Source organism: Nocardia sp. NPDC004722 (assembly GCF_053601505.1).
In genome coordinates this window covers 1-15,434 of sequence record NZ_JBSGBY010000136.1, presented here as the reverse complement: position 1 = coordinate 15,434, position 15,434 = coordinate 1, and the positions used below count along the sequence as shown (strand labels likewise).

The 15,434-nt window shown below is 67.6% G+C and carries 16 protein-coding genes; 6 read left to right on the top strand and 10 right to left on the bottom strand.

Going from position 1 to position 15,434, the window contains the following annotated elements:
• Window positions 1–824: sensor histidine kinase (locus ACWELQ_RS15955; RefSeq protein ID WP_452397789.1), on the bottom strand; the 824-nt coding region annotated here is incomplete at its 3' end.
• 130 nt (window positions 825–954) lie between these two features.
• Between ACWELQ_RS15955 and ACWELQ_RS15950 the strand changes: the two genes are divergently transcribed.
• Both ACWELQ_RS15950 and ACWELQ_RS15945 read left to right on the top strand, forming a co-directional pair.
• On the top strand, window positions 955–2,004 hold the full coding sequence (locus tag ACWELQ_RS15950; protein WP_452397788.1) for an ABC transporter permease: 1,050 nt from the start codon (window positions 955–957) through the stop codon (window positions 2,002–2,004).
• A 35-nt stretch (window positions 2,005–2,039) separates the two neighbouring features.
• On the top strand, window positions 2,040–2,765 hold the full coding sequence (locus tag ACWELQ_RS15945; protein WP_452397787.1) for an ABC transporter ATP-binding protein: 726 nt from the start codon (window positions 2,040–2,042) through the stop codon (window positions 2,763–2,765).
• On the opposite strand, the gene ACWELQ_RS15940 is transcribed toward ACWELQ_RS15945, so the two are convergent.
• Window positions 2,734–3,717 (bottom strand): helix-turn-helix transcriptional regulator, encoded by a 984-nt coding sequence (locus ACWELQ_RS15940; protein WP_452397786.1) that lies wholly within the window; start codon window positions 3,715–3,717, stop codon window positions 2,734–2,736. The genes ACWELQ_RS15945 and ACWELQ_RS15940 overlap by 32 nt on opposite strands.
• Before the next feature lie 99 nt (window positions 3,718–3,816).
• Between ACWELQ_RS15940 and ACWELQ_RS15935 the strand changes: the two genes are divergently transcribed.
• The 3 genes from ACWELQ_RS15935 to ACWELQ_RS15925 all read left to right on the top strand — a co-directional run bounded on the left by ACWELQ_RS15935 (window position 3,817) and on the right by ACWELQ_RS15925 (window position 5,807).
• Window positions 3,817–4,398, top strand: coding sequence for a TetR/AcrR family transcriptional regulator (locus ACWELQ_RS15935; protein ID WP_452397785.1), 582 nt, complete (start codon window positions 3,817–3,819; stop codon window positions 4,396–4,398).
• 80 nt (window positions 4,399–4,478) lie between these two features.
• Window positions 4,479–5,240: an SDR family NAD(P)-dependent oxidoreductase gene (locus ACWELQ_RS15930; protein WP_452397784.1), complete on the top strand. Its 762-nt coding sequence runs from the start codon at window positions 4,479–4,481 to the stop codon at window positions 5,238–5,240.
• Between the two features lie 141 nt (window positions 5,241–5,381).
• The gene (locus ACWELQ_RS15925; protein ID WP_452397783.1) at window positions 5,382–5,807 is read left to right on the top strand and encodes a DUF4254 domain-containing protein; all 426 of its coding nucleotides are present in this window, start codon (window positions 5,382–5,384) and stop codon (window positions 5,805–5,807) included.
• On the opposite strand, the gene add is transcribed toward ACWELQ_RS15925, so the two are convergent.
• Genes add through ACWELQ_RS15910 form a run of 3 tightly spaced genes read right to left on the bottom strand, consistent with a single transcriptional unit; the run spans window position 5,790 to window position 9,216 of the window.
• Complete coding sequence (gene add / locus ACWELQ_RS15920; RefSeq protein ID WP_452397782.1) at window positions 5,790–6,806, bottom strand: adenosine deaminase; 1,017 nt, start codon at window positions 6,804–6,806, stop codon at window positions 5,790–5,792. The genes ACWELQ_RS15925 and add overlap by 18 nt on opposite strands.
• Window positions 6,803–7,849 carry an isopenicillin N synthase family dioxygenase gene (locus tag ACWELQ_RS15915; RefSeq protein WP_452397781.1) on the bottom strand — a complete coding sequence of 349 codons (1,047 nt, stop codon included), beginning with the start codon at window positions 7,847–7,849 and terminating at the stop codon, window positions 6,803–6,805. The genes add and ACWELQ_RS15915 overlap by 4 nt, the downstream gene beginning before the upstream one ends.
• Entirely contained in the window at window positions 7,846–9,216 is a 1,371-nt protein-coding gene (locus tag ACWELQ_RS15910; RefSeq protein ID WP_452397780.1) for a purine-cytosine permease family protein, read from the bottom strand. Before ACWELQ_RS15910 ends, ACWELQ_RS15915 begins: the two co-directional genes overlap by 4 nt.
• Window positions 9,217–9,358: 142 nt before the next feature.
• Between ACWELQ_RS15910 and ACWELQ_RS15905 the strand changes: the two genes are divergently transcribed.
• Entirely contained in the window at window positions 9,359–9,955 is a 597-nt protein-coding gene (locus ACWELQ_RS15905) for a helix-turn-helix domain-containing protein (protein WP_452397779.1), read from the top strand.
• 1 nt (window position 9,956) lies between these two features.
• Here the strand turns inward: ACWELQ_RS15905 and ACWELQ_RS15900 are convergent, their stop codons facing one another.
• The 5 genes from ACWELQ_RS15900 to ACWELQ_RS15880 all read right to left on the bottom strand — a co-directional run.
• The gene (locus ACWELQ_RS15900; RefSeq protein WP_452397778.1) at window positions 9,957–11,885 is read right to left on the bottom strand and encodes an acetoacetate--CoA ligase; all 1,929 of its coding nucleotides are present in this window, start codon (window positions 11,883–11,885) and stop codon (window positions 9,957–9,959) included.
• An 11-nt stretch (window positions 11,886–11,896) separates the two neighbouring features.
• The gene (locus ACWELQ_RS15895) at window positions 11,897–12,730 is read right to left on the bottom strand and encodes an HpcH/HpaI aldolase/citrate lyase family protein (protein ID WP_452397777.1); all 834 of its coding nucleotides are present in this window, start codon (window positions 12,728–12,730) and stop codon (window positions 11,897–11,899) included.
• Window positions 12,727–13,218, bottom strand: a complete 492-nt coding sequence (locus ACWELQ_RS15890; RefSeq protein WP_452397776.1) for a MaoC family dehydratase — start codon at window positions 13,216–13,218, stop codon at window positions 12,727–12,729. Before ACWELQ_RS15890 ends, ACWELQ_RS15895 begins: the two co-directional genes overlap by 4 nt.
• Complete coding sequence (locus ACWELQ_RS15885) at window positions 13,215–14,375, bottom strand: acyl-CoA dehydrogenase family protein (RefSeq protein WP_452397775.1); 1,161 nt, start codon at window positions 14,373–14,375, stop codon at window positions 13,215–13,217. The genes ACWELQ_RS15890 and ACWELQ_RS15885 overlap by 4 nt, the downstream gene beginning before the upstream one ends.
• A partial coding sequence (locus ACWELQ_RS15880) for a biotin/lipoyl-containing protein (RefSeq protein WP_452397774.1) occupies window positions 14,372–15,434 on the bottom strand: 1,063 nt, incomplete at its 5' end. The genes ACWELQ_RS15880 and ACWELQ_RS15885, both read right to left, overlap by 4 nt.

Here is a 15,434-nt window from a genome sequence, read left to right as displayed (position 1 = left end):
TCGAGCACCGACCGGGGGAAGGCGTCCCGCTCGGCGATCCGGTTGAGTGCGCCCGCCAGCGAGTGCCCCTCGAGCGGCGCGGGCGTGAGTTCCGCGATGAGCTGCCGGGTTTCGACCAGGCTGTCCGCCGCGGTCTCGCGGGCCAGCCGGATCTTCTCCAGCGCCGGATGTTCCGGGGCGGCGCGCTCGACGGCGTGCAGCAGCAGCTGAATACTGCTGAGCCCCTGGGCGACCGTGTCGTGGATCTCCTGGGCGAGGCGCTCGCGCTCGGCCATCTTGCCCGCGGTGCGCTCCTGCTCGGCGAGAGTGTTTCTGGTGGCGAGCAATTCGTCGATGAGCCGCTGCCGTTCGGCGGCCTCCGCGAACAGCGCCTGGTATCCGAGCCCGATGGCCACCGCCACCAGCGCGCCCAGCAGCGGGCCGATCACACCCGCCACCGTCCAGCCGCGATGCGCGGCGAACCCGACCACCGACACCACCGTGGTCACCAGCACCGCGAGCAGGCCCCAATTGCGCGGCAGCAGATGCAGATACAGGAAGAACAGGCCGAACACGAGATAGACGGCCAGCGGCGCGACGAACACCAGCCCCAGCCACAACAGCGTCAGCACGCCCAGCCAGACGCGGGCGGCGACCAGATCGCGGCGGAATCGCCCGCCGGTGAAGTAGACGCCGAGGAAGACGCCCGCGAGCACGATCACCAGCGCCGGATGCGAGCCGGTGAGGACCTCCTGCACCGCGACCACGACGGTGAGCGCCACCACCATGACATGCAGGCCCACCTGCAGGGCGGAGAAGACCGGGGTCAGCGGCGAGCGATGCACGCGACCAGCTTATGCCCGGCAATTGCCGCGGCATCCATCGAAAGTAGGAAACGCCGACCCTCCCTTGGCTGGGGCCACAACCGTCCCGCTCGACGATGGTTTCCGGCCCCCGCGCGGACAGAGTGGAGTCATGTTCGTCGCACTCCGAGATCTGCGGGCCGCCCGCGGCCGCTTCCTCCTCATCTCCCTGGTGGTCACGCTGGTCGCGCTGCTGGTGAGCTTTCTCAGCGGCCTGACCGCCGGACTGGCGCACCAGAACATCTCCGCCGTCCAGGCTTTGAACACCGACACCGTCGTCTTCTCCGACACCGGTTCGTCCCCGTCCTTCGACGCCTCGACCCTGAGCACCGAGCAGGTGCAGGCTTGGCAGCAGGCGGGCGGCACCGTCGACCCGATCGGCATCAGCCGCACCCGCGCCACGCTCGGCGGCGCGTCGCCCACCCAGGTGGCGCTGTTCGGCGTCCAGGGCACACCTTTCGGCAAGCGCGTGGCAACCGATCCCGGTTCGGTCATCCTGTCCAAGGCCGCCGCGAAGGACCTGAAGGCCGCGACCGGTGACACCGTCGAGCTGGGCTCGGCGTCCTACACCGTGCAGGGCGTCACCGACGACGACTGGTACGCGCACACCCCGGTGGTGTGGATGACGCTGGCGGACTGGCAGTCGCTGAATCCGCACGCCGGCGCGGCCACCATCCTCGCGGTCTCGGGCGTGAGCGATCAGAGCGCGCTGAACGCCGGTGCGCACACCACCACGACCAGCACCAAGGATTCGCTCAACGCGATGTCCTCCTACAAGGCCGAGAACGGCTCGCTGACCCTCATGACGGTCATGCTGTTCGCCATCTCCGCGTTGGTGATCGGCGCGTTCTTCACGGTGTGGACCGTGCAGCGCGCACCCGATATCGCCACCCTGAAAGCCCTCGGCGCGACCACCGGTTCGCTGGTCCGCGACGCCCTGAGCCAGGCACTGATCGTGCTGCTGCTGGGTGTCGGCGTGGGTGTCGGGATCACCGTGCTGGCAGGCGCGTTCATGGGCGGCGCGGTGCCGTTCGTGCTCAGCGTGAGCACCACCCTGTTCCCCGCCTTCGCCCTGATCGTCCTCGGCCTGCTCGGCGCGACCTTCGCCCTGCGCTTCCTCGTCACCACCGATCCCCTCACCGCCCTGAACCAGGCCCGCTGATGACCACGGTTCCCTTGTCTCCCAGGAGCATCGCGATGACCAACACCCTCACCGTCTCCGATCTGACCCTGACCTTCCCCGACGGCGCCGAGCGCATCACCGCGCTCGACCACGTGAACCTGCGGGTGGCGGGCGGCGAGATCGCCGCCATCACCGGGCCTTCCGGTTCGGGCAAGTCGACACTGCTGGCCACCGTCTCCACGCTGCTGCGCCCGGACTCGGGCCGAGTCGAGCTCGAAACCGCCTCGAGCACGCTGGATCTCGCAGGTCTGAGCCGTCGTGACGCGGCGACGTTGCGCCGCGATTCCATCGGCATCGTCTTCCAGCAGCCGAACCTGGTGCCCGCGCTGACGGCCCTCGAACAGCTCGAGGCGATGGTGCACCTGGGCCAGACCTGGTTCGTCTCCCCGGCCCGTCGCCGCGAAACCCGCTCGCGCGCACGCGATCTGCTGGGCGCGGTCGGCCTGTCCGGCCATGAGAACAAGCGCCCCGCGCAGCTCTCGGGCGGTCAGCGGCAGCGCGTGAACATCGCCCGGGCACTCATGAACGATCCGTCGTTGCTGGTCATCGACGAGCCGACCAGCGCGCTGGATCAGGAACGCGGAGCGGCCATCATCGAATTGATCGTCACTATCGTGCGTTCACACGGCGCGGCGACCTTGCTTGTCACCCATGACCTTTCGCACCTGGATCAGATGGACAGCGTCTACCGAATGGTCGACGGCGTGCTCACTCCGCAGCAGGCCGCGCTCGCGGCGTAACGGCCCGGGCGGCCCGGTCCCGAATCCGAAGAATTTCTCGGACCAGTTCTTCGGGTTCGTGGACCGTGAACTCGACGTCCAGTTCCAACAGGCGATGCGCGATCCACAGCGGCAGATCCTCCCGCCGCATATCCAGCACGCAGGCCGAATCACCCCGGGCCGCAATCTCTCCCGGCCCCTCCCCGAATCGACCGATCACTTTCTCCGCGGGCGCCTCGATATCGACCAGGAAGCGCTGCGTCGACAGCCCCCAGTCGGTGCGCTGGCCGACCACGTAAGCGGCGGGATCCGACGCGGGCAGCTCCCGCGCCACGAACCGCGCACCGGTCGCCTGCACCCGCTCGACGCGATCGACTCGGAAAACCCGCCAATCGTCGCGATCCAGATCGAATCCCACCAGATACCAACGGTGTTTGTGCGGCACCAAGCCCACCGGCTCGATATTGCGGCGAGATTCGGCCCCCGCCGCCGACAGATAGGCGAATCGCACTCTCTCCCTATTGGTTATCGCGGCGGCGAGCGCGGTGAGCAGTTCGGGATCGATAGGATTCGCGCCCGCCCCGGGCGTGACAGTGGCGGCTCCCAGGACCCGAACTCGCCGACGCAGTTTCGCGGGCAGCACCTGCTCCAGCTTGGCGAGCGCCCGCACCGACGCCTCCTCGATCCCCGCGATCGACGCCCCCGCCGCCGCCCGCAGCCCGACCGCGATGGCCACCGCCTCCTCGTCGTCGACCAGTAGCGGCGGCATGGCGGCCCCGGCGACCAGCCGATACCCACCGGTGGCGCCCATGCTGGCCTCGACCGGATACCCGAGCTCGCGCAGCCGGTCGATATCGCGCCGCACGGTACGGTCGGTGACCCCGAGCCGTTCGGCCAGTTCGCTTCCGGGCCATTCACGCGGGGTCTGCAGCAGAGACAGCAGCCGCAGCAGTCGTGCCGGTGTATCGCTCATGGACTCCATCCTCCACCCGAAGTAGGACCGCATCGGTCCTACACACCCGAGACACACGATTCTTGACCGAACGGTCTCGATAGCGGTAGCGTGCTCGGCATGGCGAGGACCAAGGAGTTCGATCCCGACACCGTCTTGCGCCGTGCTCTCGAATTGTTCTGGGAGCGCGGGTACGACGCGACGTCGATGTCGGATCTGGTTGAGCATCTTGGGATTGCCAAGGCGAGCATCTACGGCACCTTCGGCGGCAAGCGGGACCTGTTTCTGAAGGCGTTGCAGCGCTACCTCGAGACCACCGATCCGGTGATCATGGCGGAGCTCTCCCAGCCGGGGCCGGTGCTGCCCGCCGTGCGGGCGCTGGTGGAACGCTTCATCCGCGAAGCCTCAAGTCCGGACTCGCATTTGGGCTGCATGGTGGTGAACAGCGCGGTGGAGCTGGCGCGCCGCGACGAGTCGGTGGCACGCCTGGTGGAGTCCAGCTGGGCGCACCTCGAGACGACCCTCACGGCGGCGCTGTTGCGCGCTCGCGCACAGGGTGAATTGTCCGCGGATTCCGATCCGCGCGCGCTTGCCCGATTCCTCCTGGTCTTCTTCCAGGGGATCCGGGTATTGGAGCGCGCACCGGATTCGGCTGTGCGCCTGGCGGATGCGGCCGCGATCGCCGTATCCACGCTCCGCTGAACGCTTTTGCGATTCATCCACAGCCTTTTTGCCCATCCACATTCAAGACCATTCGTTCCACAAACAAGGAGTTGCGTCTCATGACCACCCGTTTCGACGAAAAAATCGTGCTGATCACCGGCGGAGCCGGAACCATCGCGGGCGCGACCGCGCAGGCCTTCGCCGACCGTGGCGCGACCGTCGTGCTGGCCGGGCGCGACGGCGAACAGCTGGCCCGCGCGGCCGCGGAAATTCGCACCGACGGCGGCAAGGTCGACTGGGTGCAGGCCGATGTCACCGACGCCTTCCAGATCGAGGCCATGGTGGACGAGGTGGTGCGACGGCACGGCGCGCTGCACGTGGCATTCAACAATGCCGGCATCCTCGGCACCCCCGCACCCGTCGGGGAACTGGACGATATCGACTGGCATCGGGTCATCGATGTCAATCTGACCGGGGTCTTCCTGTCCATGAAGCATCAGATCGCGCATATGCGCGGCACTGGCGGCGGGGTCATCGTGAATATGGCGTCGAATATCGGCGCGCACGGCCGCCGCCCGGGACTCGCCGCCTATGCCGCGTCGAAGGCCGCTGTGAGTGCGCTGACGCAGACCGCCGCGCGCGACCATATCGGTGACGGCATTCGCATCAATGCGGTGAGCCCCGGCGCGACCGATACGCCGATGTCTTTCCGCCCCGGTGAAACTCGCGCCGATCGCGATGCGCGCATGCTCACCGCGAATCCGATCGGTCGGGTCGGCGATCCGGCGGAGATCGCGGCGGCGGTGGTGTGGCTGGCCTCGCCCGAATCGAGTTTCGTCATCGGGCACGATCTCGTCATCGACGGCGGCGCGACCGCCTGAACCCTCACAGCCGAGTACCGGGCGCTGCGAAATTTCGATAGCAGAATGGAAGTGGGCTGTTGAACCGGCAGACATCCAACTGTCATCTGCGCTGACTAATGTGCTGGGAATTCGCAGGTCGCGGTATTAGGAGCAGTCTCGATGAGGGACACACTGCCATCCAAGAACCAAGTCCTTCAGGCGTGCCGGGGGACGGGTCAGCCCGGACATCCACTCCTGCGCGCCGCGCACGATCTGACCTCATTACATGAGCGTTTACTCTGCGCGGAGCGCGATGAGCTGGCCGAACTCGAAACGGTTCGAACGCATTTGGTGAACGACATCGATTGCTGGGTGACCGCGCAATTACCGCCCTCGCACGGCGCGGCCCGCGTGCACACCGAAACGCTGGGGGCGGTCATCGACCGCCTCGCCCGCCTCACCGCCGCCGCCTATGCCGCGCTCGCCCGCGAATCCGGCCAGGAGCTCACCATCGCCTGGGAGCATCTGGCCGAATTGGCGGTCGGCTACGAGGATTTGGCGTCGGAGGTCACCACCGGAAGACGCCGCCTACCCGGTACCCACTGAGGTTCGCTCGGCGACCGCACGCCGGAGCGCGGCCTTGTCCGATTCATCGAGCCAGCACCCTTCCACCGCCGTGTCGGTGAAGGCGAGCAGCTGTCCGGTGTCGTAACCGAGGGCTTCGTGCACGACCCGGAAATCATTGGTCGGGTCGGTGCCGAACATCGGCGGATCATCGGAGTCGATGGTGACCCGCAAGCCCGCGTCGACCATGGCGGCGATCTTCTCGTGCTTGCCGTTGCCGGACCCGGAATAGCGTCCGATATCGGAACTGACCGGCGTACAGGTGAATACGATGCCCTCGTCCCGGCAGCGCGCCACGTGCCCGGGACTGTCGACCACGTGATAGCCGTGGTCGATGCGCGTGCAACCCAGAACATCCAGCAGCACATCGATATTCGCGGACGGACCCGATTCCGAGTGCGCGGTCCGCCGGAGTCCGGCCCGCCCCGCGATCGCGAACGCCTCGTGGAAAAGTACTGGCGGCCCGTGGATCTCGGCATAGTCCAACCCGATCCCCACCACTTCGTCGCACCGATGGTCGAGCACCTGCCCGACCAGTTCGACCGCGGCGGCGGGCGTGTCCTCCCGATTGATCGCCACGATGATCCGGCTGTCGATCCCGGTGTCCGCCTTGGCCTCTCGCATCCCCGCCAGCACGCCGTCCAACACCGTCCGGTACTCGACGCCGGGATGCGACTGCGGACTGACGAAGATCTCCCGGTACAGCACGCCGTGTTCGGCTCCCAGTACCGTCAGCGACTCGTAGGTGGTGCGCCGGAAGTCGTCGGCGTCCCGCATCACCTGCCCCACCAGGTCGTAGACTCGCAGGAATTCGTCGAGATCCTCGTGGCTGTCGATGTCGTACAGATCCGCCGCGCTCCGTCCATCCGGTGGCGTGACCCCGTGTTTGCGGGCCAGTTCCAGCACGGTCCCCGGCAGGACCGACCCGGTGAGATGGCAGTGCAGGCTGACCTTCGGCAGCGCCCGGTAGGGAATGGTCACGCGCGTTCCCCCTGCTGTGCCGCCAGCACCCGCGCGGCCTCACGCGGGGCGTTCGCATTCGGTTGCAGATAGCGCGAACCCGCGAGCTTGACCCGCAGATGCTCGGCCACCGTGACCGGCTCGTACTTGCTGCCGTCGCCGATGCAGGACGGCAGCGTCTCGATGACCGCGTCGGCATTTCCGTCGCAGAAATACGCCGCGCTGCGGCGACGCCGGATGGTGCCGTCCACCACCGGCGGCTTCACCCGGTGCAGGGTCGACAGCCACCGTTCATTGGTCCAGCGGGCCATGAGATCCCCGAGATTCACCAGCAGCGCTCCGTCCGCGGGCGCGACGTCGTGCCAGATCCCGTCCGCGCCGAGCACCTGCAGCCCCGCGACCTGATCGGCCCACAGCACGGTGAGGATGCCGTAGTCGGTGTGTTCGCCCATACCGGTGAGGTCGCCGTCGAGATCGACCGTGCCGGGCGGCAGCGCGTAGTTGTTCATGCGCAGGACATCCTGCGAGTGATCGATGAACGGTGCGAAGTACCCGGCGGGCAACTCCAGCGCCTGCGCGAAGGCGTCCGCCAGGGTGCGCGCCACCCGCGCGGCCTCGTGGAAATACGCCGACACCGGTGCACGGAAGTCCGGAACCTCGGCGGGCCAGACGTTTTCGGCGTAGTCGATGATCGACAACTCCAGTCCCGGATGATCCGAGGCCGCGACCCCGATATTGAACGCCTCGAAGAAGTCGTTCATCCGCGACGCCTGCTCCACACCCAGGCTCAGGCTCAAACTCTCGCTCTTGGGCGGCGAATACCCCCGGTTGATCGGCGGCGGTACCCGGTACTGCTTTTTCACCTCGAGTTCCAGGCCGAAGAATCCATCCAGCGCCGCGGCGAATCCGTCCAGAATCTCCTGCGGCACACCGTGTCCCACGACCTGCATGAACCCGACCGTGCTACAGGCTGCGTCGATCGCGCGCGCCACCGCCTTGCGGGCCTCCGCATCACCGTCGGTGACGTAGGCGGTGATATCGATGATCGGTACCTCGAATGTCACAGTTCATCCTTCCGGTAGGAAACGGTCAGGTAGTAGACGAGCCCGCCGACCAGCAACCCGGCCGGGACACTCAGATCGGCTCCGCCGCACAGCTTCGCGATCGGTCCGGTGAACACCGTGGTGTCGATGCACAGCAGCGCCGCGATCATCCCCGCCGCCTGCGCCAGCACCCCCGGCCAATGCAATCCGCGCGCGGACTCCAGGTCGTAGCGCCCCCGCCGCAGCAGATAGTCGACGATGTAGATGGCCGCCCACGGCGCGAACCAGACGATCATGAACAGCAGGAAGTTGCTGACGAAGGTGTTGAAGTTCGCCGAGAACACCACGATCGCGCCGATGATCGCGCAGATCACCCCGTCCAGCACCACCGCCTGCCAGCGGCCGACGCGAATCCCGATGGCCTGCAAGGTGACCCCGGACGAATACAGGTCGATGGCATTGAGCGAGATCATCTGGACGATCACCAGCACCAGATACGGCGCCAGGAACCAGCCCGGATACACACTGGGCAATCCGCTGATCGGGTCGGTGGCGTCCTGCGTCAGCATGGCCACCCCGATGCCCAGCACCATGAGCAGCGCCTGTGGAATCGCGCCGCCGATGGTCACGGCGGCCACGATGCCGCGCCGTGAGGTGCGAGCCGGGAGATAGCGCGAGTAATCGGTGGCATTGGGCGTCCACCCCAACCCGCTGGCACTCGACGCCAGCGCCACCCCGCCCAGGAACGCGGCCCAGCCGGCCGGATGCCCCACAGTCGCATGCCATTTGTCGGCGGTCAGCCACGCCATCACCAGGAACAGCGCCGCGAACGGCACGACCAGCAGGTTGAGTGCCTTGGTGATGGCCGCGTGCCCGAGGCTCGGCAGCAGGCTCTGCGCGATCGAGAACACCACCAGCAGCATGACTTTGACACCGGTCGAAACATGCACCCCGGCCAGATCCAGCAGCGCCGATCCAGCCAGCACCAGGATCACCAGATCCAGTACCTCGTAACCGATCTGCATGAGCCAGTTGCAGAAGGCGATGGGCCGCATGCCATTGCGACCGAAGGCGGCCCGACTCACCGCGAAGGTGGTGGTCCCGGCCGCGGGGCCGGGCAGGCTGGCCAGTCCGGTCAGCACCCAGGTGGCGGTGCCGATGGCCACGGCCGCCAGGGCCTGCCAGAGATTGAGGCCGAGGGCGACGAGCAGCGTCCCGTACACCACGACCTGGACGTTGAGAATGACGCCGCTCCACATGAATCCGAGCCGCCGCACGGTTCCGGTGCGTTCGGCCTCCGGAATGTGTTCGATGCCGCGCTGTTCGACCAGGCGCGGGGCAGGCTGGGTGGTTGTGGTGACTGGCGGGTCGCCGTCGATGACCGACATCGGGCACGCTCCGAGTAAAGCAGGAGTGATAAGTGACAGCAATCAGATTGGCGTTCTTGTATGGCGTGGACGTTCACGCGCGTCACGATCGTGTAAACGGCCGCCTGGTCGCACGAAACCCGGATCGGGCAGACTGGGCAGTGTGAAAGAGACGGGCACGGCGGCCACAGAGCCCGACGAGTCGACCCTGGCGGAGCTGGTCGGCAGTATGGTGCGCGGGCTGCGTGAGAAGTCAGGGCTGTCGATGCGGGAGCTGGCCAAGCGGGCGGGCATCAGCCAGCCGTTCCTGAGCCAGATCGAGCGCGGGGTGAGCGCGCCCTCGATGCTGACCACCTATCGGCTGGCGACCGCGCTCGGCGTGACGCCCGGCGATCTGCTGCCCGCCCCCGAGAGCGACCGGGTGACGGTGGTGCGCGCGGACGAGGGCCTGCGGCTCCCGGTGGGCGACCGTCCGGACGCCGCGGTGGGCCGGGCCCTGCACATGCGCCCGAACAGTCCGCTCGAAGTCATCGAATACCTGGTGGAGCCGGGCCAATTCATTGGCGGCTGGTTCGAATCCACCGGTGTGACCGGCGTTTACGTGGTGTCGGGTCAGCTCGAGGTCGAGTTGGTCGGGGTCGGCAAGGTGCGTCTGGGCCCGCGCGATTTCGTCGACTATCCCTCGACCATCCGCGATCGCTGGCACCTGGTCGATGACCAACCGGCGCATGTCCTGCTGGTCATCGCCCAACCCCACTGAGTCACGGACGCTGCGCCGCGTACCAGGCCAACAGTTCCGGGTCGTCGACGGCGGTCGGCGCGACCACGGTCGACACCTCCGCGCCCTGGAACAGCTTCTTGATCGGCACTTCCAGCTTCTTGCCGGTGCGGGTGTGCGGAATGCCGGGAGCTTCGATGATCACGTCGGGCACGTGCCGCGGCGACACCTCCGCGCGAACGGTCGCGTTGACCTTCTGCTTCAGCTCGTCGGTGAGTTCCACACCCGGGGCCAGCGTCACGAAAAGCGGCATCCAGTACTCGCCTTCGGGCAACTCGACGCCGATGACCAGCGCCTCGGCGATCTCCGGCAACGCTTCGACGGCCTGATAGATGTCGGCGCTGCCCATCCGGATGCCCTGACGATTCAACGTCGAGTCCGACCGGCCGTGCACGATGATGCTGCCGTGCTCGGTGATGGTGATCCAGTCGCCGTGCCGCCAGACGCCCGGGAACATCTCGAAGTAGGCGTCGCGGTAGCGGGATCCGTCCGGGTCGTTCCAGAAGGCGACCGGCATGGACGGCATCGGTTTGGTGATGACCAGTTCGCCGACCTCGTCGCGGACCGGGTTGCCCTGCTCGTCCCAGGAGTCCAGGGCCACACCGAGATACGGGGCCGAGAGCTCACCGGGCCACACCGGCACGGTGCGCACGCCGCCGATGAACGCCGAGACCACATCGGTGCCGCCGCTGATCGAGGCGACCGGGACGTGCGCACCGACATTGTCGCGCAACCACAGTGAGGAGGACGGCGGCAGCGACGAACCGGTGATGCCGACCAGCCGCAGCGCCGACAGGTCGTGGTCGGCGCGCGGCACGGACCCGGCCTTGATACAGGCCAGCACATAGCCGGGGCTGGAACCCAGAACGGTCGTGCGCGTGCGAGCGGCCAACTCCCACAGCGCATCCGGTCGCGGTGCGGCCGGGCTGCCGTCGTAGCAGACGATGGTCGCGCCCACCAGCAGTCCGGCGACCTGGAAGTTCCACATCATCCAGCTCGGGCTGGTGTACCAGAAGAACGTGTCTTCCTCACTGATATCCGATTGCAGCGCAACGGCTTTCAAATGCTCCAGCAGCACCCCGCCGTGCCCGTGCACGATGCCCTTGGGCTTGCCGGTGGTGCCGGAGGAGTACAGCACCCAGAGCGGATGCGCGAAATCGACCTGCTCGGCGGGTAGATCGACATCGTCGCCGGGCTCTACGGCCTGCCAGGCGATCGAGTCCGGCACGGTCGCGCCGATCCGCGAGACGACAACGGTCGCGGCCAAGGTCTCCAGCCCCGCCCGCAGCGCCGCGATATCCGCGGTCTTGTCGTGTGTCTTCCCGCCGAAGCGGTACCCGTCGGCCGTGACCAGCACCTTCGGTTCCAGCTGCCCCAGTCGGTCCAGCGCCGCCTGCGCGGAGTAGTCCTGCCCGCACGCGCTCCACACGGCCCCGATCGAGGCGGTGGCCAGGAAGGCGATGACCGCCTCGGCGATATTCGGCAGATATCCGGCGACCCGGTCACCGCGACCAACCCCGAGCTCGCGCAGGGTCCGGGCGAAGCCTGATGCCGTGGCGATCATCGCGGCCCAGGAGATTTCGGTGATCACACCGCTCTCGTCCACCGACAGAATGGCCGGACGGTCATCGCGAACGTGCCGCACCACCTGGTCGACGTAGTTCAGCGTGGTACCCGGAAACCACTGCGCCCCAGGCATTTCGGCCGATCCCAGCACCTCACCGGCGCGCTCGCCGAGATCGAAGTAGTCCCAGAGCGCACCCCAGAACCCCGCCGGATCGTCCACCGACCACCGCCACAGCGCCCGATAGTCCGGCAGGGTCTCCCCCGTGCGCTTCTCGACGAACAGCCCGAAGCTGGTCACCTGCGCCTCGGCGATATCCGACTCGCCCGGCACCCACTGTGGTTCCACCGCAATACCTCCTACGACGCGAATCCCGCGCTACCGGCGGTGGCCGCCCGCTGCACGATCCGCTCGGCATGCCGGATGACCGGCATGTCCACCATGCGCCCCTCGAAGGTGAAAACCCCTCGATGGTTGGGTGCCTCCGCCAATACCCGGCTCGCCCAGTCGACTTCCGCCGGGGCGGGCGCGTAGGCGGTCCGGATCACCGGTACCTGGCTGGGATGAATGGCCACCTTGGCGTCGAACCCGATGGCCACCGCGTCGGCCGACTCACCGGCCAGCCCGTCCAGATCCTTGATGTCCAGATACACCGAGTCCAGCGCGAACTTCCCGTAGGCCTTGGCGGCCAGCAGGGACTGCGAGCGCACATGCCGCGCCACGTCCCGGTATCCGCCGTCCGCGTGCCGCGAGGAGTTGCCGCCCAGCGCCGCGACCAGATCCTCCGCGCCCCACATGACGCCGATGGCATTGCGCACCATGACCGCCCGGCCGACCGCCAGCGCGCCGAGCGGGGATTCGATGAGCGCGATCACCTCGTAGTCGGCCAGCCGCGTGATCTGTTCGGCCGATTCGCATTTGGGCAGCATGATGCGCCGGTATTCGGTGCGGACCAGCGCGTCCAGATCGAGCATGTGCTCGAGCGTGCCCGCGGCGTTGACCCGGATCACCGTGCGTTCGGGGTCGAGCGGGGTGGCGATGAGCGCCTCGCGCGCCGCCGCCTTGTCGGCCTCGGCGACCCCGTCCTCGAGATCGATGATGACCACGTCGGCCGCGGCGAGCGCCTTGCCGTAGCGCTCCGGCCGGTCCGCCGGACAGAAAAGCCAAGCGGGACCGGGCATTTCCCAGCTCATGTGGGCTGCTTTCTGACTAGGGTTTTCCTGACGGCGGTAGCGACGACATCCCCATGCTGATTGCGACCGGTGTGCGCGAAACTGACAATGCCCTCGCCCGGCCGACTCTTGGATTCCCGCAGATCAGTGACCACGGTCTCCGCGTACAGGGTGTCGCCGTGGAAAAGCGGTTTGGGGAAAGCGATTTCGGAGAAGCCCAGATTCGCGACGATGGTGCCCTGGGTCAGCTGCGCCACCGACAGACCCACCAGCGTGGACAGCGTGAACATGGAGTTCACCAGTCGCTGGTTGAACGGCGGCAACGCCTCGGAGAACGCCGCATCCAGATGCAGCGCTTGCGTGTTCATGGTCAGCGTCGTGAACAGCACATTGTCGGCCTCGGTCACGGTGCGGCCGGGCCGGTGCTCGTACACCACGCCGATCTCGAACTCGTCGAACCACAAGCCGCGCTGGACGACTCGCTTGGTTGCCGGTGCTGCGTCGGTCACAGCCCGAGCTCCCGCCCGATCAGCATCAACTGCACCTCCGTGGTGCCCTCACCGATTTCCAGGATCTTGCTGTCGCGATAGTGCCGCGCCACAGCATATTCGTTCATGAACCCGTAGCCACCGAAGATCTGCGTGGCGTCGCGGGCATTGTCCATGGCGGCCTCGCTGGCGACCAGCTTGGCGATGGACGCCTGCTTCTTGAAGGGCTTGCCCGACAGCATGAGTGCGGCCGCGTCGTAGTAGGCGGTGCGGGCCATGTGGGCGCGCGCCTCCATGCGCGCGATCTTGAACGCGATGGCCTGGTAGCTGCCGATGTTCTGCCCGAACGCCTGCCGCTCCTTGGCGTAGCGCACGCTCTCGTCCACACAGCCCTGGGCCGCGCCCACCGACAGCGCCGCGATGGCGATGCGGCCCTCGTCCAGAATGCGCAGGAAGTTGGCGTAGCCGCGGCCGCGCTCGCCGAGCAGGTTCTCGGCAGGCACCCGGACATCGTCGAACGAGAGCGGATGCGTGTCCGAGGCGTTCCAGCCGACCTTGTTGTAAGCGGGGTGCGCGGTGAATCCGGGGGTGTCGGTCGGCACGATGATCGTCGAGATCTCCTTCTTGCCGTCCACCCCGCCGGTCACCGCGGTCACCGTCACCAGCCGGGTGATGTCGGTGCCGGAGTTGGTGATGAACTGCTTGGAGCCGTTGATGATCCAGCTGTCGCCGTCCTGCACGGCGGTGGTGCGAGTGCCGCCCGCGTCACTGCCCGCGCCCGGCTCGGTGAGCCCGAACGCGCCCAGCGCGCGACCGCTCGCCAGCAGCGGCAGCCACTCGGCCTTCTGCTTGTCGTTGCCGAAGCGGTAGATCGGCATGGCCCCCAGCGAGACGCCCGCCTCCAGCGTGATGGCCACGCTCTGGTCGACCTTGCCGAGTTCCTCGAGCGCCAGGCACAGCGCGAAGTAGTCGCCGCCCATGCCGCCGAACTCCTCCGGGAACGGCAGGCCGAACAGGCCCATATCGGCCATACCCGCGACCACCTCGTACGGGAAGCTGTGCTCGGCGTCATGCTTGGCGGCGACCGGGGCCACCACCTGGTTCGCGAAATCGCGCACGGTGAGCGCGAGTTCGCGGTACTCGTCCGGCAGGGTTCCGGTGGACAGGAAATCGGTCATGACGGGGTGTTCTCCTCGGCGATGATGCGGGCCAGCGGCTGGTCAAGTTTCACTTGGCTACCCGCCTGAACGAGCAGCTCGACGCGACCGGCCACGGGCGCGGTCAGCGAATGTTCCATCTTCATGGCCTCGACGACCACGATGGCGGTGCCGGCGGCGACCAGATCGCCATCGGCCACCGGGGTGGCGATCACGGAACCCGGCATCGGACTCTTGATCTCGGCGTCGCCGACATGCGCGTCACCCGCCCGCACGTCGGCCTCGGCGACCTCGCGCAGCTGCGCGGTCCCGGTCCGATCGGCCACCCAGATCTGACCGTCGCCGACCGCGACCCGGAAGCGCGACCGCAGCCCGTCCAGGGCCAGCATCAGGGTGTCACCCTCGGAATCGACCGTCAGCGTCCGCTTTTCGCCGTCCTCGAGCCAGGCGACGGCCTGCGCCGGAGTCCCGGACAGGTAGACATGCGCGGTGCGCTCCCCGCCGATCAGTCGGATACCGACAGGTGCGTGCGCACCCGCTCGCCAGCCGGTCGGCTGCTCCCACGGATCGGCGGCGGCACTGCGCCAGCGATCCAGCCACAACCGCGCGGCCGCGGCGATGAACTGCTCATCCGTCACCGACGCGGGCGCGAAGTCCACCGCCCGCCGGTCCAGCAGCCCGGTATCCAGCCGTCCCGCGACCACATCCGGATCCGCCAGCAGGAACCGCGCGAAATCGGTATTGGTCCGCACCCCGAGGATCTGCGTATCCCGCAGCGCCGCATCGAGTTTGGCGATGGCGGTGGCCCGATCCGGTCCGTAGGCGATCACCTTCGACAGCATCGGGTCGTAATCGGAGCCGACCACCGTCCCGGCCCGCAGCCCCGAATCCACCCGCACGCCCGGCCCGTTCGGCTCCGACAGCGCCAGCACCGTGCCGCCGGTGGGCAGGAAATCGCGACCCGGATCCTCGGCGTACACGCGCGCCTCGATCGCGTGCCCGGTGAGCTTGATGTCCTCCTGCGCGGCCGCCAGCTTCTGCCCGGCCGCGACGCGCACCTGACATTCCACCAGGTCCACG